Annotated in this window: 15 protein-coding genes and 2 pseudogenes; 12 read left to right on the forward strand and 5 right to left on the reverse strand. The window is 63.3% G+C overall.

Translation table 11 applies throughout. From position 1 onward, the window contains the following. Positions 1 to 46: 46 nt before the first annotated feature. The 9 genes and pseudogenes from KQH55_RS12230 to KQH55_RS12270 form a co-directional block, all read left to right on the forward strand. On the forward strand, positions 47 to 1,522 hold the full coding sequence (locus KQH55_RS12230) for an aminopeptidase P N-terminal domain-containing protein (RefSeq protein ID WP_235091462.1): 1,476 nt from the start codon (positions 47 to 49) through the stop codon (positions 1,520 to 1,522). Between the two features lie 39 nt (positions 1,523 to 1,561). Beyond that, complete coding sequence (locus tag KQH55_RS12235) at positions 1,562 to 2,842, forward strand: UbiH/UbiF/VisC/COQ6 family ubiquinone biosynthesis hydroxylase (protein WP_235091183.1); 1,281 nt, start codon at positions 1,562 to 1,564, stop codon at positions 2,840 to 2,842. A 147-nt stretch (positions 2,843 to 2,989) separates the two neighbouring features. Further along, positions 2,990 to 4,042, forward strand: coding sequence for a tRNA dihydrouridine synthase DusB (gene dusB / locus KQH55_RS12240; RefSeq protein ID WP_076796274.1), 1,053 nt, complete (start codon positions 2,990 to 2,992; stop codon positions 4,040 to 4,042). A gap of 8 nt (positions 4,043 to 4,050) precedes the next feature. Continuing rightward, the gene (locus KQH55_RS12245; protein WP_013436270.1) at positions 4,051 to 4,284 is read left to right on the forward strand and encodes a Fis family transcriptional regulator; all 234 of its coding nucleotides are present in this window, start codon (positions 4,051 to 4,053) and stop codon (positions 4,282 to 4,284) included. Between the two features lie 69 nt (positions 4,285 to 4,353). Then, positions 4,354 to 5,919 (forward strand): bifunctional phosphoribosylaminoimidazolecarboxamide formyltransferase/IMP cyclohydrolase, encoded by a 1,566-nt coding sequence (purH, locus tag KQH55_RS12250; RefSeq protein ID WP_235091186.1) that lies wholly within the window; start codon positions 4,354 to 4,356, stop codon positions 5,917 to 5,919. A 60-nt stretch (positions 5,920 to 5,979) separates the two neighbouring features. Then, a complete protein-coding gene (ruvC, locus tag KQH55_RS12255; protein WP_076796280.1) occupies positions 5,980 to 6,522 on the forward strand; it encodes a crossover junction endodeoxyribonuclease RuvC in 543 nt (180 codons plus the stop codon). A 62-nt stretch (positions 6,523 to 6,584) separates the two neighbouring features. Then, on the forward strand, positions 6,585 to 7,166 hold the full coding sequence (gene ruvA, locus KQH55_RS12260) for a Holliday junction branch migration protein RuvA (RefSeq protein ID WP_076786097.1): 582 nt from the start codon (positions 6,585 to 6,587) through the stop codon (positions 7,164 to 7,166). A 64-nt stretch (positions 7,167 to 7,230) separates the two neighbouring features. Further along, positions 7,231 to 8,292, forward strand: a complete 1,062-nt coding sequence (gene ruvB / locus KQH55_RS12265) for a Holliday junction branch migration DNA helicase RuvB (RefSeq protein WP_235091463.1) — start codon at positions 7,231 to 7,233, stop codon at positions 8,290 to 8,292. Positions 8,293 to 8,343: 51 nt separating this feature from the next. Further along, positions 8,344 to 8,566: pseudogene (locus tag KQH55_RS12270) on the forward strand (oxygenase MpaB family protein); the annotation flags it as partial. On the opposite strand, the gene dtd reads toward KQH55_RS12270, so the two are convergent. Both dtd and tyrS read right to left on the reverse strand, forming a co-directional pair. Beyond that, positions 8,566 to 9,027, reverse strand: a complete 462-nt coding sequence (gene dtd / locus KQH55_RS12275; protein WP_235091197.1) for a D-aminoacyl-tRNA deacylase — start codon at positions 9,025 to 9,027, stop codon at positions 8,566 to 8,568. The pseudogene KQH55_RS12270 and the gene dtd sit on opposite strands and share 1 nt — an antisense overlap. Before the next feature lie 46 nt (positions 9,028 to 9,073). Next, positions 9,074 to 10,318 (reverse strand): tyrosine--tRNA ligase, encoded by a 1,245-nt coding sequence (tyrS, locus tag KQH55_RS12280; protein WP_076786094.1) that lies wholly within the window; start codon positions 10,316 to 10,318, stop codon positions 9,074 to 9,076. A gap of 138 nt (positions 10,319 to 10,456) precedes the next feature. Here tyrS and KQH55_RS12285 point away from each other — a divergent pair, with 138 nt between their 5' ends. After that, positions 10,457 to 11,710: a M23 family metallopeptidase gene (locus KQH55_RS12285; RefSeq protein WP_235091199.1), complete on the forward strand. Its 1,254-nt coding sequence runs from the start codon at positions 10,457 to 10,459 to the stop codon at positions 11,708 to 11,710. A 185-nt stretch (positions 11,711 to 11,895) separates the two neighbouring features. Then, positions 11,896 to 12,986, forward strand: a pseudogene (locus tag KQH55_RS12290) (anhydro-N-acetylmuramic acid kinase). 150 nt (positions 12,987 to 13,136) lie between these two features. On the opposite strand, the gene erpA reads toward KQH55_RS12290, so the two are convergent. The 3 genes from erpA to rplM form a co-directional block, all read right to left on the reverse strand. Next, positions 13,137 to 13,502 carry an iron-sulfur cluster insertion protein ErpA gene (gene erpA / locus KQH55_RS12295; protein WP_076786092.1) on the reverse strand — a complete coding sequence of 122 codons (366 nt, stop codon included), beginning with the start codon at positions 13,500 to 13,502 and terminating at the stop codon, positions 13,137 to 13,139. Between the two features lie 236 nt (positions 13,503 to 13,738). After that, positions 13,739 to 14,131: a 30S ribosomal protein S9 gene (rpsI, locus tag KQH55_RS12300; RefSeq protein ID WP_076786090.1), complete on the reverse strand. Its 393-nt coding sequence runs from the start codon at positions 14,129 to 14,131 to the stop codon at positions 13,739 to 13,741. Positions 14,132 to 14,143: 12 nt separating this feature from the next. Further along, positions 14,144 to 14,572, reverse strand: coding sequence for a 50S ribosomal protein L13 (rplM, locus tag KQH55_RS12305; RefSeq protein WP_076796285.1), 429 nt, complete (start codon positions 14,570 to 14,572; stop codon positions 14,144 to 14,146). Between the two features lie 607 nt (positions 14,573 to 15,179). Between rplM and KQH55_RS12310 the strand changes: the two genes are divergently transcribed. Then, on the forward strand, positions 15,180 to 15,602 hold the full coding sequence (locus KQH55_RS12310) for an OsmC family protein (RefSeq protein ID WP_076786089.1): 423 nt from the start codon (positions 15,180 to 15,182) through the stop codon (positions 15,600 to 15,602). The last annotated feature ends 15 nt before the right edge of the window (positions 15,603 to 15,617 follow it).

Below are 15,617 nucleotides of genomic sequence, written 5' to 3' on the forward strand. Positions count from 1 at the left end.
CCCCAAGGCGGACGACGCACTACCGGGGCCGCCCGCCGGCCCGGCGCTGTATCGCGCCCGCCGCGAGCGGGTAATCGATGCACTGCGCGCGCATGGCGGCGGCGTGGCGATCGTGCGAACCGCACCGATCGCGATCCGCAACCGCGACACCGAGTATCCGTATCGGCATGACAGCGCATTCTTCTACCTGAGCGGGTTCACTGAACCGCACGCCTGGCTGGTCATCCGTGCCGACGCAGCGCAGTCGTTCACGACGCTGTTCTGCCTGCCGCGCGATATCGAGCGCGAAACTTGGGACGGGGTGCGGTACGGACCGCAACGCGCACAGCAGCTATTCGGCGTGGACGCCGCCTACTCGGTCGATGAACTCGACGCTCGGATGCCAGCGCTGCTGGCCAATGCGCACACGCTGCATTACGCACGCGACACCTCGCTGGAGCTAGACGAGGCCGTGCAGCGATGGCGGGAGGTAAGCAAAGGCGGCAGCGGCCGCATTTTGCCAGCGCATCAGGTCGATCTGTCGATCCTGCTCGATGAGATGCGTCTGATCAAAGACGCGCACGAGCTGTACACAATGCGCCGGGCCGCTTCGATCTCGGCGCGCGCGCATCTGCAGGCCATGCGGGCATGCAAGCCGGGCGTGCGCGAATACGAACTTGAAGCGCAATTGCTGTACGCTTTTCGCCGCCACGGTGCGCAGGCGCCGGCATACGGCTCGATTGTCGCGGCAGGCGCTAACGCTTGCGTGCTGCACTATCCTGCCGGCAACGCGCTCGTGCGAGACGGCGACCTGGTCCTAATCGACGCGGGTTGCGAACTGGACGGCTACGCGTCCGATATCACCCGCACGTTTCCGGCCAACGGTCGCTTCACGGCAGCGCAGCGTGATCTGTACGATGTCGTGCTGGCGGCGCAACAGGCTGCGATCGACGCGACACGCGCCGGCGTGCCGTTCGACGTGCCGCACGATGCGGCGGTGCGTGTGCTGGCGCAGGGCATGCTTGACTTGAAACTGCTCGATGCGGCCGTGCATGGCACGCTCGACGATGTCATTGCCAGCCGCGCCTATACGCGTTTCTACATGCATCGCACCGGTCACTGGATCGGTCTGGACGTGCACGACTGCGGCGACTATCAGGAGCCAGATCCCGACCCGGACAGCCAGAACTCGAATACTGCCTGCCCGAATACCGCCCGCCCGAATGCCCGCTGCGCGCACGCCGCCTGCCCGGATGCCACATCCCTGGATACCCAGCACGCTGGAAGCTTGGCGCGCGATACGGCCGAGCGCGACGTGCCGCGTCCGTGGCGCCGCTTGCGCGCGAACATGACGCTGACGATCGAACCCGGCTTGTACGTGCGTGCCGCACCGGATGTGCCGCGCGCGTACTGGAACACCGGAATCCGCATCGAGGATGACGCCATCGTCACACCGCACGGCTGCGAACTGATGACCCGAGAGGTGCCGGTACACGCCGACGATATCGAAGCCTGGATGCGCGATACACCGGCGCGCGCGTGACGCGCGGCCGCGCGACAGAATCCCACGGACATCTGCCCCATGATCGAATCGAATCTTGCCCAACCCCTGCACGATACGGCGCCGGATGCACGCGCCGACGCAGTGCGATACGACTATGACGTAGCGATCGTCGGCGCTGGGCCAGTGGGACTGGCACTCGCCGGCTGGCTCGCACGCCGCGGCGGCACCCGTGCATTACGTGTTGCGTTGATCGACGCGCGCGAACCGGATGCATCGCTGGACGACCCGCGGGCGCTCGCATTGTCGCACGGCAGCCGCATGCTGCTCGAGCCGCTTGGCTGGCCGGTCGACGCGACACCAATCGAGCGCATCCACGTGTCGCAGCGCGGTTACCTCGGTCGCACCGTGATCGAGCGCGACGAGCACGGCGTGCCAGCGCTCGGCTACGTGGTGCGCTATGGCGCGCTAGTGCATGCGCTAGCCACAGCGGTACGTGCCACCGGCTGCGACTGGATCAGCTCGAGCGTGGCTCGCGCGCCGCGGCAAGACGAACACGGCGTCTCGCTGCCGATCGAGCCGGTCGGCGCCCCCTCCGTTCCCGATGGTGACGCGAGCGCCGCGGCACCGCAACGCGTCGTGCGTACGCGCCTGGTCGTCAACGCGGAGGGCGGGATGTATCACGAAGCCGCGGCGACGCGGTTGGCCGCCGGCCAGCACGCCCAGCGCGACTATCGCCAGACGGCGCTGGTGGCCGTAGTCAGCGTGAGCGCGCCACAACCGCGCGTCGCATGGGAGCGCTTCACGCGCGAAGGGCCCCTTGCGCTGCTGCCGCTCGGCGGCCCACGGCAGGCGGACTATGCGCTGGTCTGGTGCTGCGATCCGGCACAGGCCGCACGGCGCATGCCGCTGTCCGACGCACAGTGGCTGGACGAGTTGCAATGGGCATTCGGCGACAGAATGGGCCGCTTCGAGAAGGTTGGCGCGCGCGCAGCCTTCCCACTTGGGCTCAATGCGCTGACCGCGTTGACCGATCGCCGCGTTGCATCGATCGGCAACGCGGCGCAAACGTTACATCCAGTCGCCGGACAAGGACTGAACCTAGGCCTGCGCGACGTGCACGCGCTGGTCGATGCACTCGCGCACCACGGACCCGAGCCGGCTGCGCTGCGTGCCTTCGCCGCACGCCGCGCGCTGGACCGGCGCGTGACCATCGCCGCGACCGACGCGCTGGCACGCGCCTTCACCGTCGACTTCGCGCCGCTGGCGGCGCTGCGCGGCCTGGCGCTCGGTGCGCTAGACCTGGTGCCACCGGTCAAGACAACGCTCGCGCGGCAGATGATGTTCGGGCAACGGCGCTAAGCGGGGCCAAGCCTATGACAGCCGTGACGCTCATTAAACTTTCAAAGCGCTCGGGGTTCGCCGCCGGTTAACGCTAAAATACGCCCCTTTCCAACGTCTTTCGGATCGCGCCGCGCCCGGCCGGGTAGCGGCGCGTCGCCCTTTCCGATGCCTGTAATCGGCAAACATGTACTGCGCAACAATCTGTTCGTCGCCCCGATGGCCGGCGTGACGGACCGCCCGTTCCGCCAGTTGTGCAAGCGAATGGGGGCCGGTTACGCGGTGTCAGAGATGGTCGCGTCCAACGCGCAACTGTGGAAAAGCGAAAAGACGATGCGCCGTGCCAATCACGACGGCGAGGTCGAGCCGATCGCCGTGCAGATCGCCGGCGCCGACCCAGCGATGCTGGCGCAGGCCGCACAATACAACGTCGCGCATGGCGCACAGATCATCGACATCAACATGGGCTGCCCGGCCAAGAAGGTTTGCAACGTCGCGGCAGGCTCCGCGCTGCTGCAGAACGAGGCGCTGGTGGCACGCATTCTCGAGGCAGTCGTGCGTGCGGTCGGCACCGGGCCGGATGCCGTTCCCGTCACATTGAAGATCCGCACCGGCTGGGATCGCGAACACCGCAATGCGCTAACGATCGCGCGGCTCGCCGAGCAGGCCGGCATCTCGATGCTCACCGTGCACGGGCGCACACGCGCGGACTTGTATCATGGTCAGGCCGAATATGACACGATCGCCGCGGTCAAGGCATCAGTGCGCATCCCAGTAGTCGCCAACGGCGATATCACGACACCGCACAAGGCGCGCGAAGTGCTGTCGATCACCGGCGCGGACGCAATCATGATCGGACGCGCGGCGCAAGGCCGACCCTGGCTGTTTCGCGAAATCGAGCACTTCCTGGTGACCGGTGAGGTGCTGCCACCGCCACGGATCGACGAGATCCAGCAGTGGATGAACGAGCACCTGCAAGACCATTACGCCTTTTATGGCGAATTTACCGGTGTGCGCACCGCACGCAAGCACATCGGCTGGTACACTCGCGGCCTTTCCGGCGCCAACGCATTCCGGCATCGAATGAATACGCTGGATTCCACCCGGGAACAACTGGCGGCAGTCAACGCGTTCTTCGACGCTCAAAAGGCGCGATCGGAGCGCCTCGTCTACGTCGACGACCCATCCGGCACGCACGACACGCTACCCGACACCGACTAATTAGCAGCATGAGCAAGCACAACATCGAACAATGCGTCCGCGACAGTCTCGGCATGTATTTCCGCGATCTGGACGGATCCCGCCCACACGACGTCTATGAAATGGTGATGTCCTGCGTCGAGAAGCCGATGCTGGAAATCGTCCTCGAACAGGCGCGGGGCAACCAGTCTCTGGCAGCCGAATATCTCGGCATCAACCGCAACACGCTGCGCAAGAAACTGCAGGAGCATGGTCTGCTGTAGCGCGGCGCCCGTGCCTGGCGCACATTTGTCATTCGCGCGCAAGCGCGGCTTCGGGTTCTTTTTTTCATCATGATCAAGCAAGCGCTCATTTCTGTTTCCGACAAGGCAGGCATTGTCGACTTCGCCAACAGCCTGCATGAGCTTGGCGTCACCCTGCTGTCCACGGGCGGCACTGCAAAGCTGCTCGCCGACGCGGGCCTGCCGGTCACCGAGGTGGCTGACTACACTGGCTTTCCGGAAATGCTCGACGGCCGCGTAAAGACGCTGCACCCGAAGGTCCATGGCGGCATTCTCGCGCGGCGCGACCTGCCCGCGCACATGGCTGCACTCGAGCAGCATGGGATCCCGACGATCGACATGCTCGTCGTCAATCTCTATCCGTTCGTGCAAACTGTCGCGAAGGAGAAATGCCCGCTCGACGAAGCCATTGAGAACATCGACATCGGCGGCCCAACGATGCTGCGCTCGGCCGCGAAGAACCACCGCGACGTGACGGTGATCGTCGATCCGGCCGACTATGCGGCGGTGCTCGACGAAATGCGCGCGAACAGCAACACGGTCAGCTACGCAACCAACTTCCGGCTCGCGGCCAAGGTGTTTGCGCACACCGCGCAATATGACGGCGCGATCACGAACTACCTGACTAGCCTCGGCGAGGACCTGCAGCATGCGACACGCAGCGCGTACCCAGCCATGCTGAATCTGGCCTTCACGAAGGTGCAGGACCTGCGCTACGGCGAGAACCCGCACCAGGGCGCAGCGTTCTATCGCGACCTGCAATCTGCCGAAGGCTCGCTAGCCAACTACCGGCAACTGCAGGGCAAGGCGCTGTCGTACAACAACATCGCTGATGCCGACGCGGCATGGGAATGCGTGAAGACGTTCGATGCGCCGGCATGTGTGATCATCAAGCATGCAAACCCGTGCGGCGTCGCCGTGGCGACAACGCCGGCCGATGCGTACACCAAGGCGTTGCAGACCGACCCGACTTCCGCATTCGGCGGCATCATCGCGTTCAATCGCGAAGTCGACGAAGCGGCGGCGCAAGCGGTCGCCAAGCAGTTTGTCGAAGTGCTGCTCGCGCCGTCGTTGACCGATGCGGCGCGACAAGTCTTCGCCGCGAAGCAAAACGTGCGCGTGCTGCAAGTGCCGCTGGGCAATGCAGCCAACGCGTACGACCTGAAGCGCGTCGGCGGCGGCTTGCTGGTGCAGTCGCCGGACACGAAGAACGTGCAGCCGCACGAGTTGCGCGTGGTCACGAAACGGCATCCGACGCCCAAAGAAATGGACGACCTGTTGTTCGCGTGGCGCGTCGCGAAGTTCGTCAAGTCCAATGCGATCGTGTTTTGCGCGAACGGCATGACGCTGGGTGTCGGGGCGGGTCAGATGAGCCGCGTCGATTCGGCTCGCATCGCCGGCATCAAGGCGCAAAACGCAAAGCTGTCGTTGACCGGCTCGGCGGTCGCCTCCGACGCATTCTTCCCGTTCCGTGACGGGCTCGATGTGGTCGTCGCGGCTGGTGCGACCTGCGTGATCCAGCCCGGCGGCTCGATGCGCGACGACGAGGTAATCGCAGCGGCCGACGAGCACAATGTCGCGATGGTCGTTACCGGCACGCGGCATTTCCGTCACTGACGCGGTGAGCGCCGCCGCGCCGTCCGCGTCGGGACAACACCAGTCGGTTATAGTGGCGCGATGAGAATACTTGGCATTGATCCGGGCTTGCGCGTCACCGGCTTTGGCGTCATCGACAAGCACGGACACGCGCTCACCTACGTGACCAGCGGGGTGATCCGTACCGCGGACGCCGATTTGCCGAGCCGCCTGGGTACGATCTTCGACGGCGTGGCGACGCTGATCCGCGAGCACCGCCCGGATCAGGCCGCGATTGAGAAAGTATTCGTCAACGTCAATCCGCAATCGACGCTGCTGCTGGGGCAGGCGCGCGGCGCGGCGATTTGCTCACTCGTATCGGGCCACGTACCGGTGGCCGAATACACCGCGCTGCAACTCAAGCAAGCAGTGGTCGGCTACGGGCGCGCGACCAAGGACCAGATGCAGCAGATGGTGGTCCGGTTGCTGAACTTGAGCGGCTTGCCCGGCACCGACGCCGCCGACGCGCTCGGCATGGCGATCTGCCACGCGAACAGCGGCGCGGCGATCAACGCGCTCGGCACGCTCGCGCCGGCATTGACGAAGAAAGGCTATCGTGTGCGACGCGGCCGGCTGATCGGTTAACCCGGCGCAGTGTTTATGCCGCGATACGCTACACTCGCGCATCCACTCTATATTGATTCGTCATGATCGGTCGCATTGCGGGCATCCTGCTCGAGAAGAACCCGCCTCATCTGCTAGTCGACTGCAACGGCGTCGGCTACGAGGTCGATGTGCCAATGAGCACGTTCTACAACCTGCCGGGCACTGGCGACAAAGTCACGTTGCTGACCCAACTGATCGTGCGCGAGGACGCGCATCTGCTGTATGGTTTTCTCACGCAGCAGGAGCGACAAACGTTTCGCGAACTGCTGAAGATCAGCGGGATCGGGGCGCGCATGGCGCTCGCGGTGCTCTCCGGGATGAGCGTGAGCGATCTTGCGCAGACAGTGACGTTGCAGGATGCCACCCGCCTGACGCGGGTGCCGGGCATCGGCAAGAAAACCGCCGAGCGACTGTTACTCGAGTTGAAAGGCAAATTGGGCGCCGACATAGGCGCGGCCGCCTCCGCCGCCTCATCGTCCGACCACGCGCCGGACATCCTGCACGCTCTACTCTCGCTCGGTTATTCCGAGAAGGAAGCGCTTGCCGCGATCAAGAACGTGCCGGCCGGCACCGGTGTGTCGGACGGCATCAAACTCGCTCTGAAGGCCTTGTCGAAGGCATGAGCTCCACGCGGCGCAGCACGGCATGGCAACTGGCATGCCGGCTACATCGCGGTACAATCAGCATATGATCGAAACGGACAAACTCGGCTCGGAGCGCGTCATTGCAACGACCCCCGCATCGCCCCATGAGGAGGCGTTCGAGCGGGCGTTGCGCCCGCGGCTGCTGGACGAATATGTCGGGCAGGAAAAGGTTCGCGGGCAGCTCGAGATCTTTATTGAAGCGGCAAAGCGCCGCTCGGAAGCGCTCGACCATGTGCTGCTATTCGGCCCCCCGGGGCTGGGCAAGACCACGCTTGCGCATATCGTCGCGCGGGAAATGGGCGTCAACCTGCGCCAGACGTCCGGACCGGTGCTCGAACGGGCCGGCGACCTGGCTGCGCTGCTGACCCATCTCGAGGCGAACGACGTGCTGTTCATCGACGAGATCCACCGGTTGTCGCCGGTCGTCGAGGAAATCCTGTACCCAGCGCTCGAAGACTATCAGATCGACATCATGATCGGCGAGGGACCGGCCGCACGCAGCGTCAAGCTGGATCTGCATCCGTTCACGCTGGTGGGGGCCACGACGCGCGCTGGCATGCTGACCAATCCGTTGCGGGACCGCTTCGGCATCGTCGCCCGGCTAGAATTCTATACCGCAAGCGAACTGGCGCGGATCGTCGAACGCTCGGCCCACCTGCTCGGCGCGCAAATCCAGCCCGAAGGCGCGCTGGAGATCGCGCGGCGTTCGCGCGGCACGCCACGGATTGCGAACCGGCTGCTGCGGCGCGTGCGAGACTATGCCGAGGTCAAGTCCGACGGCCGCATCACGGCGACGACGGCCGATGCGGCACTGGCGATGCTCGATGTCGACCCGGTCGGCTTCGACTTGATGGATCGCAAGCTGCTGGAGGCGATCCTGCACAAGTTCGATGGCGGCCCGGTGGGCCTGGACAACTTGGCCGCCGCGATCGGCGAGGAACGCGACACGATCGAAGACGTGATCGAGCCTTATTTAATCCAGCAAGGCTATCTGCAACGCACGCCGCGCGGACGCGTCGCGACGCTGCTCGCCTATCGCCACTTCGGCCTTGCAGCGCCGGATGCGGGACCGATCCGCGACCTGTGGAGCACCAGCGGCGAATAGCCGATCTGCGTGATGCGCATTTGTGGGCTGGCCAACGGCATACTGAACTGACTGCGCCGGCGCGTAGCGGCCGGCGTCACTGAACTCACGAGCGGCAAAGGCCCCGCGATCGACTATTCATCACCGCCGGACAATCCGAGGCTGTTCGGTCCGCAGGCAGTGTACTGGACAGGGCATGCCGACTTCACGTCAATGATGATTAGCGGCATCCAGCGCATGATTGCTACAGGCATGGCATCCGCGGGCACTCGCCGGCGTGCTTGATCACTCAAGTCATGCGGCCGGCACGCGCAGCCAAAAGGTTACCGGACCATCGTTGACCGACGATACCTGCATCGCGGCGCCAAATTCACCGGTCTGGACGATGGGATGCTGCTGCCGCGCACGGGCGACGAAATAGTTGTACAACCGCCTGCCTTCGTCCGGTGGTGCGGCGGGGGTAAAGCTGGGGCGCAAGCCGCTATTCGTATCAGCCGCCAGCGTGAACTGCGACACGATCAACAGCCCGCCTGCGCCGCCGGCACCGTCGATGTTCCGCACGGACAGGTTCATCCGGCCCTGTGTATCGCTGAATATGCGATAACCCAGCAGCTTGTTGAGCAGCTTGTCCGCTGTAGCCTCGCAGTCGCCGCGTTCCGCGCAGACCAGCGCGAGCAGCCCGGGGCCGATCGCGCCGATCACCTGCGCATCGACTTGCACGCTGGCTCGCGCAACCCGTTGGATCAATGCGATCAATGCAAGTCCTCGCTATGGTTCGGCTGTCGTCGGGTTGTCCGTTGCTCTAAGCGCGCAGTGTCACGCGCGCAAAACGCCGTTTGCCGACCTGCACGACATACACGCCTGCCTCAAGCTTCAGCCCTTTGTCGGTAATCGTCGTGCCGTCGATCTTCACGCCGGACTGTTCGATGTTGCGCAATGCCTCGCTAGTGGACGGCACCAGGCCAGCTTGCTTCAGCAATTGCCCGATTGGCAGCGGCGCGCCACTCAACGCCATTTCCGGAATATCGTCAGGCACCCCGCCCTTCGCACGATGATTGAAATCCTCTAGCGCGCGCTGCGCATCGGCCTGCGAGTGAAAACGAGCGACGATTTCCTGCGCAAGCAGCACCTTCAGCTCACGTGGGTTGCGGCCGGCCTGCACCTGCCGCTTGAAGTCTGCAATCTCCTCGAGGCTACGGAACGAAAGCAGCTCAAAGTAACGCCACATCAGCGTGTCCGAGATGCTCATTAGCTTGCCGAACATGTCGGACGGCTTCTCGCTGATACCGACGTAGTTGTTCTTGGACTTGGACATCTTATCGACCCCGTCCAGCCCTTCGAGCAGCGGCATCGTCAGGATGCACTGCGGCTCCTGACCATACTGCTTCTGCAACTCGCGGCCCACCAGCAGATTGAACTTCTGATCGGTGCCACCCAACTCGAGATCCGATTGCAGCGCGACCGAGTCATACCCTTGCATCAGGGGATACAGGAATTCATGGATCGAGATCGGCACGCCGCTCTGGAACCGCTTGGTGAAGTCGTCACGCTCGAGCATCCGCGCCACGGTGTAGCGTGACGCAAGCTTGATCATGCCGTCGGCGCCCAGCGGCATTGACCATTCGCTGTTGTAGCGGATCTCGGTCTTTTCGCGATCGAGCACCAGCGCGGCCTGTTCGAAATAAGTCTTCGCATTGGCCTCGATTTGCTCGCGGGTGAGCGGCGGGCGCGTCTGATTGCGTCCAGACGGATCGCCGATCAACGACGTGAAGTCGCCAATCAGGAAAATAACGGTATGACCCAGGTCCTGCAACTGGCGCATCTTATTGAGCACCACGGTGTGTCCGATGTGGATGTCCGGCGCGGTCGGGTCGAGCCCGAGCTTGATGCGCAATGGCTTGCCAGTTTGCGCGCTCCTTGCCAGTTTCTGCGCAAACTCGTCCTCGATCAGCAACTCGTCGCAACCACGACGCGCTATCGCCAGTGCGGCACGGACTTCATCGGTAATGGTCAGGGACGACCCGGCAACGCTGGACTCGGTACTCATTAGGCGGGAACTTTTCACGAAACTGTCATCGAATCACGAGCGGCACGGCGGCGCTCGTCACGCGCCGCACCTCGCAACCCTGCCTCAAACAACCCTCAAGGCCGTCGCTTTTCTCGTGCAAGAACTGGATTTTACGTGATGTGGTACTGCTTCCGGCAGGTTTTTGCACTCGCGCGCAGCGGCACCGTATCGCTGCGTCACTTCGCCGCGCGGCGCCATCAAGCGATCATTCACCCGATCGCCGCCACGTCCGTGAGCTTGAGCGTAACGATCGCACGCACGATCCCGTACGCTCCCGCTGTGATATCCGCGCTCGCGATACCGGCGCATTCGGCATACACGTCGGCGCGCTCAGCGGCCACGCAAGCCCAGGTCAACAGCAGCATGTTGCGCGCCATCAGTTGGCGCAGCACGGCGCTGGGCCCGTATGGCGATTACGTGGCCGCCGCGCTGGCCGCTTCTGCGCCCCCAGCCAGCGCCGCTACCGAGACATTCGCCGCGGAACATCCGCCACAAGCGGCCGGCGCGCTGTCAAGTGCCAGCCCCCTACGGCTGGACGAGCCACACCGCGCTACCACCCCATCCGAGCGCGTGTTCTCGGGCGCGCTCGACAGCCAGTTCGCCAGCGCGATGCGACAAGCCGGCGTATTGAGCAGCTCGATCGACGCAGCGCTCGATGCGCTGCCGACCATGCGCACGCTGGCCGGCCCGTTGCGCGGACAGCGCTACCGCGTGCTACTGGGCGCAGCGGCCGGCGAGTCATCCCGCACTCGACGCATCCTCGTCCTCGAGGTCCATGCCGTCGGCACCGCGCCCGTGCGTGCCATCTGGTACCGTCCGCCGAGCAAGCGCGGCGGCCACTTCTATGCCGCCAACGGGCACTCGCTGCAGCGCGGGCTCGATCCGCGTCCCGTTGCCAGCGCCCGACTGTCGTCGCGCTTCGGCGAGCGCGTGCATCCGATTTCCAAACGCCGCGCGTTCCACAGCGGCGTGGATTGGGCCGCGCCACGCGGCACACCGGTGCGGGCAAGCGGGGCCGGAACTGTCGCATTCGCGGGGTGGCGGCACGGGTATGGCAAGACGATCGTGGTACGCCATGCTCAGCACTATGAGACTGTGTATGCCCACCTGTCGCGAATCCCACCGAAACTGAAAACCGGTGCGAAAATCGCACGCGGCGATGTGATCGGCTACGTTGGCAGCACCGGCTGGGCGACCGGCCCCCATTTGCACTATGAGGTGCGGCACCAAGGCCGCCATGTCAATCCGCTCGCGGCATCGGTCGGTCAACCCGCGTCATTGCGTGGCGCCACGCTACACGCGTTCGAGCGATACTCGGCTAATTTGTTGATCGACAACGACGTCCTGCCACCGCGCGTCGCATCACAATGACAGCAATACAGCCTGGCAGCAACGCCGCCGCGGCGTGCCACATCGATCGTGCACGCTGACCATTGGGCCGACGCACCGCTCAACGCCACTGGGGGCTTTAGGTGAGACAACCCAGCGCCGAATACGACGACAGCCCCCCTCGTTCACGACAGACGCATGATGCCGACGGGCTGTATATCGGCCTGATGTCAGGCACGAGCATGGATGGTGTCGACGGCGTGATCGTCGACTTTACGCAAGGACGGCCCCAGGTCCGTGCCGAGGCCTTCATTAGCTTGCCGCCCGAGTTGCGCGACACCTTGTTCGCGTTGCAAGCTGCAGCGGATGACGAAGTGCACCGCGAGGCCCGTGCCGCCAACGCGCTGGCGACGTGCTATGCGGCGTGCCGCCACGCGCTGCAGACCAGCGCACAGGTATCAGCCGAGCACGTCCGCGCCATTGGCGTGCACGGACAGATGATCAGACACCGCCCCGAACTCGGCTATACGCGGCAGATCAACAATCCGGCGTTGCTGGCGGAGTTGACCGGTATCGACGTCGTCGCCGATTTCCGCGCGCGCGACGTGGCGGCGGGCGGCCATGGCGCCCCGCTCGCGCCGGCGTTTCATGCGGCGATGTTCGCGCACGAGCACGAGACCCGCGTAGTGTGCAATCTCGGAGGCGTCAGCAACATTACGATTTTGGATCCGCACAAACCGGTCCGCGGCTTCGACTGCGGCCCGGCGAACGCGTTGCTCGATCTGTGGGCACAACGCCATTTGGACAGACCATTCGACGAGAATGGTCGGTTCGTCGCCCGTGGGCAGGTCAACGATGCGTTGTTGCGCGCGTTGCTCAACGAACCGTTTTTCAGCGCGCCGCCCCCGAAAAGCACCGGCCGGGACTTGTTCAACGAGTCATGGTTGTGCAGAGCCGGCTTTCGTCGTTTGCCGACGTGGCGCCGCACGACGTGCAAGCGACGCTGGTCGCGTTGACAGCTCAGACCGTCGCGCGTGACATCGGACATCATGCAGGCGGCTGCCAGGCCGTCTACGTGTGCGGTGGCGGCGCGCGCAATACCGTCCTGCTGGCGGCGTTGCAAACCGCGCTGCAGCGTTTTGATACGGCGGGCGTTCGCGTCGAAACCACGGATGACCTCGGCATGGCCCCACACCAAGTCGAAGCGCTAGCATTCGCTTGGCTGGCGATGCGCCACGTCGCACGCCTGCCTGGCAACCTGCCAAGCGTCACCGGTGCCGCTGGCGACCGCGTGCTCGGCGCATTGTATCCGCGCTAGGCTGTGTCGCTTGCGTAGTTCTCGGCGGCATGCGTCAGCGGCGGTGTGCAAACGACAACGGGAGCTGATCCGCCCTCGTAGTGAACCGACTCGTGATGGGCCGGCCAACTTATTTCGGCAAGTATGCGCTTATATTTCGGTAGTGAACGCTTACACCGAGAATGACGAGCCGCAGCCGCAGGTGGTGGTCGCGTTCGGGTTCTTGATCACGAATTGCGCGCCGGTCAAATCGTCCTTGTAGTCGATTTCCGCGCCCAACAGGTACTGGTAGCTCATCGAGTCGATCAACAGCCGGACGCCGTTCTTGTCCATCACGGTGTCATCCTCGTTGACTTCCTCGTCGAACGTAAAGCCGTATTGAAATCCCGAGCAGCCGCCGCCTTGCACGAACACGCGCAGCTTCAGTTCTGGGTTGCCTTCTTCATCGATCAGCTGTTTGACCTTGTCGGCGGCTGCATCCGTGAAGACGAGCGGGGCCGGCATTTCGGTCACAGGGGTATCGGTCACAGCGTCCATCGAGTTCTCCAAAAATGCCTTTAACGCTATTCTAGGACTGTTCTGAACATCGTGCCGAAGGCCCTGAAATCAACAGGGACTTGCATCCGCAGAACAGGGACTTGCATCCACAGAAGTGCGCCCATGCTGGGCGTACCAAGAAAAAAACCGCGGATCGGCTGATCCGCGGTTTTTTGCACGATGCCGACGCCTGCAGGTGAACCTGCGCGCCGGTCCATCGCGGCGCACGCGCTCGCTTAGCGCTTGGAGAACTGCTTGCGACGACGTGCCTTGTGCAAACCTACCTTCTTACGCTCGACTTCACGTGCATCGCGCGTCACGAAGCCAGCGTTCGACAACGTCGGCTTCAGCGTCGCATCGTAGTCGATCAGCGCACGAGTGATACCGTGACGCACGGCGCCAGCTTGGCCAGTTTCGCCGCCACCGACCACGTTGACCTTGATGTCGAACGTGTTCGCGTGGTTCACTAGATCCAGTGGCTGACGCACGATCATCAGCGACGTCTCGCGCGAGAAGTAGTCGGCGATGGGCTTGCCGTTGACGACGATGTCGCCCTTGCCAGCCTTGATAAACACGCGAGCCACTGCGCTCTTGCGGCGGCCGGTACCGTAGTTCCAATTTCCGATCATCTGACTGGCTCCTTAGATCTCGAGCGCCTTCGGTTGTTGTGCGGTGTGCGGGTGCGTCGCGTCCGCGTAGACCTTCAGCTTCTTGATCATCGCGTAGCCGAGCGGGCCCTTCGGCAGCATGCCCTTGACGGCCTTCTCAAGTGCACGGCCCGGGAAACGCTCCTGCATCTTGCCAAAAGTCGTTTCATAAATGCCGCCCGGATAGCCCGAGTGACGGTAATACTTCTTATCGGTCGTCTTGTTGCCAGTGACCTTCAGCTTGCCAACATTGACGACGATGATGAAATCGCCGGTATCGACGTGCGGCGTGAACTCCGGCTTGTGCTTGCCGCGAAGGCGGCGTGCCACTTCGCTGGCGACACGGCCGAGGACCTTGTCCGTCGCGTCAATCACGTACCATTCGCGCTTCACCTCGTGGGCTTTGGCGGAAAACGTCTTCATGATCGATCCAAATGAGATACTCTGCCCTTCTGTGGTCCTGCTTGTGGATGCGCATCATGGCGCGGTGCAGGCTCTCCCTGATTCTTCTTCCGCGGGCATTTTCGGAAAAGTTTTAAATTATAAAGGGTTTTCAGGCCAGGTGCTACCCTAGCCCTAACCTAGCCCACATAATGGTGAAAAAAAACGAACCAATGTTCGGGTTCAATCCACCAAAGGAGGAGGTGGAGGAGACAAGCAGAGGTCGAGCAAGCGTGCATCGACCAATAGACGACGTTATGAAACTTACGCTGATAAGCCGCAAGAAAAACTACGGGGCTAAACACACCGCCATCATACAAAATATTGGAATCACACCATAAATAGCCAATATTTCTTTTCAATCAATAGGTTAATGATCTCTCGCCAACACTGCGGCCTAAACGAGCGCTTCACCTAACGACGCCGGACAACCAGGACGATTTCGCCGCCGTCCGCAACCGGCTCGGTCCACAGCGGCGGGTTCCCGTTGCTTGGCGTCGGCCGATGCGACGCTCACGCGGCAGCGACGCGCGACAGCGCTCGTGCGCGTTCGTTACAATGTACAAAAACTCAAGTCTGGAAACGCACGATGGAATGCAAGGTCAGCTGGTTGGGCAAGGACGGAATGGCTTTTGTAGCCGAGACGGGCAGTGGCCACATGGTGGCAATGGATGGCGCCCCGGAAGGCGGTGGCCGCAACCTAGCCCCGCGACCGATGGAAATAGTGCTGCTGGGCACCGGGGGCTGCACAGCGTACGATGTCGTGATGATTTTGAAGAAAAGCCGTCAGGACATTGTCGACTGCAACGTCACGCTGAAGGCCGAGCGGGCAAGCCAGGATCCGAAGGTATTCACGAAGATCCATTTCCATTTCACGGTGAGCGGCCGGAACTTGAACCCGGCGACCGTGGAGCGCGCGATCAACCTGTCACACGACAAGTATTGCTCCGCCTCGATCATGTTGGCCAAGAGCGCGGAACTCACGCACTCGTTCGAGATCGTCGACGCATAGCGCGTGTCGCGAAAG

The sequence above is a fragment of the Mycetohabitans sp. B3 genome (genome assembly GCF_021498065.1).
GTDB lineage: Bacteria > Pseudomonadota > Gammaproteobacteria > Burkholderiales > Burkholderiaceae > Mycetohabitans.